The 4,202-nt window shown below is 69.4% G+C and carries 7 protein-coding genes; 3 read left to right on the top strand and 4 right to left on the bottom strand.

Going from position 1 to position 4,202, the window contains the following annotated elements; translation table 11 throughout:
• Positions 1 to 47 precede the first annotated feature (47 nt).
• Positions 48 to 395, top strand: coding sequence for a zinc ribbon domain-containing protein YjdM (locus VLF38_RS15725; RefSeq protein ID WP_414689412.1), 348 nt, complete (start codon positions 48 to 50; stop codon positions 393 to 395).
• 12 nt (positions 396 to 407) lie between these two features.
• Here VLF38_RS15725 and VLF38_RS15720 read toward each other — a convergent pair whose 3' ends face one another.
• A complete protein-coding gene (locus tag VLF38_RS15720) occupies positions 408 to 1,040 on the bottom strand; it encodes a VOC family protein (RefSeq protein WP_325272181.1) in 633 nt (210 codons plus the stop codon).
• Positions 1,041 to 1,126: 86 nt separating this feature from the next.
• On the opposite strand from VLF38_RS15720, the gene VLF38_RS15715 reads away from it, so the two are divergent.
• On the top strand, positions 1,127 to 1,684 hold the full coding sequence (locus tag VLF38_RS15715) for a DUF3043 domain-containing protein (protein ID WP_325272180.1): 558 nt from the start codon (positions 1,127 to 1,129) through the stop codon (positions 1,682 to 1,684).
• Positions 1,685 to 1,754: 70 nt separating this feature from the next.
• Here the strand turns inward: VLF38_RS15715 and dapB are convergent, their stop codons facing one another.
• Positions 1,755 to 2,510, bottom strand: a complete 756-nt coding sequence (gene dapB / locus VLF38_RS15710) for a 4-hydroxy-tetrahydrodipicolinate reductase (RefSeq protein ID WP_325272179.1) — start codon at positions 2,508 to 2,510, stop codon at positions 1,755 to 1,757.
• A gap of 81 nt (positions 2,511 to 2,591) precedes the next feature.
• On the opposite strand from dapB, the gene VLF38_RS15705 reads away from it, so the two are divergent.
• On the top strand, positions 2,592 to 3,107 hold the full coding sequence (locus tag VLF38_RS15705) for a class I SAM-dependent methyltransferase (RefSeq protein ID WP_325272178.1): 516 nt from the start codon (positions 2,592 to 2,594) through the stop codon (positions 3,105 to 3,107).
• 5 nt (positions 3,108 to 3,112) lie between these two features.
• Here VLF38_RS15705 and VLF38_RS15700 read toward each other — a convergent pair whose 3' ends face one another.
• The gene (locus tag VLF38_RS15700; protein WP_325272177.1) at positions 3,113 to 3,721 is read right to left on the bottom strand and encodes a hypothetical protein; all 609 of its coding nucleotides are present in this window, start codon (positions 3,719 to 3,721) and stop codon (positions 3,113 to 3,115) included.
• Between the two features lie 105 nt (positions 3,722 to 3,826).
• Positions 3,827 to 4,202 (bottom strand): M16 family metallopeptidase (locus tag VLF38_RS15695; RefSeq protein ID WP_325272176.1); only part of this gene is annotated, 376 nt, incomplete at its 5' end.

The raw sequence follows: 4,202 nt of genomic DNA, 5'->3' as shown, positions 1-4,202 counted from the left end.
CCGATTTTACCCATGACTTGAACAACTCGTCAGATTGGAACATGTCGATGAACTACCTTCCGTCCTGCCCCGAGTGTGGTTCGGAGTTCACCTACGAGATGGGTGAGCTGATCGTCTGTCCCGAGTGCGACCACGAGTGGTCCCCCTCCGAAGCCGCAGAGGCGGCCGACGCAGCGCTCATCCGCGACGTCAACGGCAACGTGCTCAGCGACGGCGACGACGTGGTGATCGCCAAGGACCTTCCGGTCAAGGGCGCGGGCGGCGGCACGATCAAGGTCGGCACGAAGGTCAAGGGCATCCGCCTGCAGCAGGGCGTCGGCGACCACGACATCGACGCGACGGTTCCCGGCTTCGGCCGGATGCAGCTCAAGTCCTCGGTCGTGAAGAAGGCGTGACCGGTCGCTTGGTCAGGCGCTGATCAGAGCCGTTGCGACGGAGATGCCGAGCTCACGGGTTCGCACCGTCGTGATCCGCCGCCCGGGCTGCACGGCGTCCTTGACGCGCCCACAGCGCTCACCGAGTGCCGCCGCGGCACCGTCGATGTCGCGCACCGTGTGGGTCAGGCCCCAGAACGTCGCCGGGCCCTCCCCGTCGCCGGCCGGCGCACCGATGACCTCGAGGATCACCTCACCGAGGCGGAAGAAGACCTGGCGCACGGGCGAGCCGGCGAGCTCGGCGTCGCGCACCCGGCGTACGTCGAGACCGAGCGCCTCGAGCGACGAGGTCGTGCGCGCGATGTTGGGGGTCATCAGCACGAGGTGGTCGATCCGGGTGACCCCGAGCGGGTGAGCCTCGCCCTCCGCGTCAGCGGAGGCACGGGCCGCCTGCGTCGCCACGCCCTCGGCATCGACGAACCGCTCGAGCGCCGCGCCATCCACGCCGGCCAGCGACCAGCTGCGTACGCCGCGGGGTCCGGCAGAGCCGGTGAACCTCACCGCCACCGTGCCGATCCGGCAGGTGTCGTCCTCGACGGCGAACCCCGCGGCGGCCCATGCGCTCGCGTCGTCGCCGACCTGCAGTTCGTCGATGGTGATGCCCACGGGAGCGAGGGTATCCACGCGGCGGCGGCCAGCGTGGCCACCGGTAGGCTGGGCGCGTCCCGTCCCGCCTGCACGAAGGCCCGCAGTTGACTTCCAAGCCGTCCGACGACGCCGCTCCGAACGCCACCGGCAAGAAGGGGCGCCCGACCCCCACGCGCAAGGAGGCCGAGGCAGCTGCCCGCGAGCGGGCCCGCCTCGCCGCGAACCCGAAGGCCCTGCGTGCCGCGCAGAAGTCCCGCCGTAAGGACGCGATGCGCGAGCTGCGGCAGGCCTACAAGACCGCGGACGAGTCGAAGCTCCCCGAGCGCGACAAGGGGCCGGTCAAGCGCCTGATCCGCGACGTGGTGGACTCGCGTCTCGGCTTCGCCGAGCTCTTCGCTCCCCTGCTGCTGATCATCCTGGTGCTGAGCGCGATCAACCCGGTGCTAGGCCAGGGCATGTGGATCACGGCCGTCGTCCTCGTCGTGCTCGACCTGGTCTGGGTGCGCTTCCGGGTCCGTCGTGAGGTGCGCCGCCGTCTCCCGGGCAAGCCGCTCAAGGGCGTCTCGTACTACGCGCTCGTCCGCTCGCTGCAGCTGCGCATCCTGCGCCTGCCCAAGCCGCAGGTGAAGATCGGCCAGTCGCTGCCCGACACCTACCGCTGACGCACGACGAAGGCCCCGCTCCCCTGAGGGAGCGGGGCCTTCGTCATGTCTGGCCTCAGAATGTCTGGCCTCACAGGTCCAGGAAGTGCTCCAGGCCGACCGTGAGACCGGGGTGCGCGCCGATCTGGCGGCAACCGGTCAGGACGCCGGGGCCGAACGACGCCCGGTCCATCGAGTCGTGGCGGATCGTCAGCGTCTCGCCGGGGCCACCGCAGACGACCTCCTGGTGGGCGATCATCCCCCGGATGCGCAGCGCGTGGACCCTCACACCATCGACGTCGGCACCGCGGGCGCCGTCGATCTCCTGCGACGTGGCGTCGGGGAACGGGGGCGAGCCGGCGGCCGCGCGGGCCTCGGCGACCAGCTTGGCGGTGCGCGCCGCCGTACCGGAGGGGGCGTCGGCCTTGGTCGGGTGGTGGAGCTCGATGATCTCGACGGAGTCGTAGAAGGGCGCTGCGATCGTCGCGAACTTCATCATCAGGATCGCGCCGATCGAGAAGTTGGGCGCGATCAGGACGCCGGTCTGCGGCGAGGCGGCGAGCCACTGCTCGAGCTGGGCCAGCCGGCCTTCGTCGAAGCCCGTGGTGCCGACGACCGCGTGGATGCCGTTGGCGATGCAGAACTCCAGGTTGCCCATCACCACGTCGGGGTGCGTGAAGTCGATGACCACCTGCGCGCCGCTGCTGACGAGCGACTGGACGTCGTCGCCGGCGTCGATCGAGGCGACCAGTTCCATGTCCTCCGCGGCCTCGACCGCGGCACACATCTCCGCGCCGACCTTGCCCCGCGCCCCGAGGACGCCCACCTTCAGCTTCGTCTCACCCACGGCCACAAACCTACTTCAACGCAGACATCACGGGGTGTCCCTGCCGCGACCGCGGGACGCGACTCTGGCACTCTTGTCCCCATGGCCATCCAGACCATCCCCGCGCGCATCCGTTGGGCCGTCGACGTCCTCGACATCCAGCCCGACGATCACGTCCTGGAGATCGGGTGCGGAGCGGGTGAGGCAGCAGGCCTCGTCGCCAGCCGACTCGGCAAGGGCAAGCTGATGGTGATCGACCGCTCGGAGGCGGCCGTCGACCGCACCAAGCGAGTCAACGCGGAGTACGTCGACTCCGGCCGGCTCACCGTCCGGCACATCGACCTGGCGACCCTGCGCGTGCCCGTCAAGCGCCTCGACAAGGTCTTCGCGATCAACGTGAACCTCTTCTGGATCCGGGACTGCCGCGAGGAGGTCGCGCTCCTCCACGAGAAGCTCAGCCCCGGTGGCACGGTCCACCTCTTCTACGAAGCGACCCGCCTCGACGAGGTGCGCATGATGGTCGAGAAGTCCTCACACGCCCTCGCCGAGGCGGGGTTCCGCGTCTCCGCGGTGCAGAGCAAGCGCCCTGCGATGGTCGGCATCATCGGCCGGAAGTAACTGCGTCAGCAGTACTTCGCCTTCGCGGTGTAGGCCATGCTGCCGGCCGGCGGAGCCTGCTTGCAGCCGACCCCACCCTCGACGGTGTAGTAGAAGGACTTCGCCGTCCCGGTCGCGATCGTGGACACGGCCGTGCCGCTGCTGTTGCACCGCTTGCGCGCCCAGTTGGCGGTCACCTTCCGGCTGCCGGCGTAGAACACGTAGGTGTCTCCGGACTTCATCGTCCAGGTCACGGACTCCGCGGTCGTCTTGGTGGTCGAGCCCTTGGCCGCAATGGTCGCGCCCAGCGACGAGCTCACCTTGGCGGAGAACGCCTTGAAGATGCTGGCCGAGACCTCACCGGAGATCGTGTAGCTGGTCGAGACGCTTGCCTCGATGGTGCTCACCCTCGACGCGGAGTAGGTCCGCGTCGCGCTGCTCCCGGTGTAGTTCTCCCTGACGATCTTGTGCGTCACCTGGTTGACCTTGCTCGGCGTACCGACCGCGGTCCAGGTGTGGCCGGGGTCGCACATCGTCTCGTAGGCCTGAGCCGGCGTGCCGGCGACGACGACGGCGGCAGGAGAGAGGGCGGCGGGGAGGACGGCACCGAGCACGAGCTTGCGGGTGAGGGACATGTTGGCTCCTGGAACAGGATGGTCGCCCGATGCGCCCATCGCTGGAGGGAACACTCACAGCGACGGGCACATCACCACATGCGCAGATCTACCCAACCGGGCTGGTCAGGGGCCGACGGAGGCCAGCAGCTCCGGGCCGCTGAAGAGATCGGCGGCGAGTGCCGCGACATCCTCGAGAGTCACCCCGTCGATCCGCTCCAACGCGTCATCGAGGCCGATCAGCTCGTCGTAGATCAGCTCCGCCTTGCCGTTGCGCGACATCCGGGCCCCGGAGTCCTCCAGACCCATGATCATGCTGCCGGCGAGCTGCCGCTTGCCGCGCGCCAGCTCCTCGGCGGTGATCCCGTCGGTCGCCACCTTGCCGAGCTCGGCGCGGACGACGGCGAGCGTCTCGTCGAGCTTGGCCGGCAGGCAACCGACCGCGACGCCGACCAGACCGGCATCGACGTGGTGGCTCGCGAAGGAGTAGACCGAGTAGGCC

Source organism: Nocardioides sp. (assembly GCF_035481145.1).
Lineage (GTDB): Bacteria > Actinomycetota > Actinomycetes > Propionibacteriales > Nocardioidaceae > Nocardioides.
The sequence above is the reverse complement of the archived record's forward strand: the minus strand, read 5'-3'. Positions and strand labels throughout refer to the sequence as shown.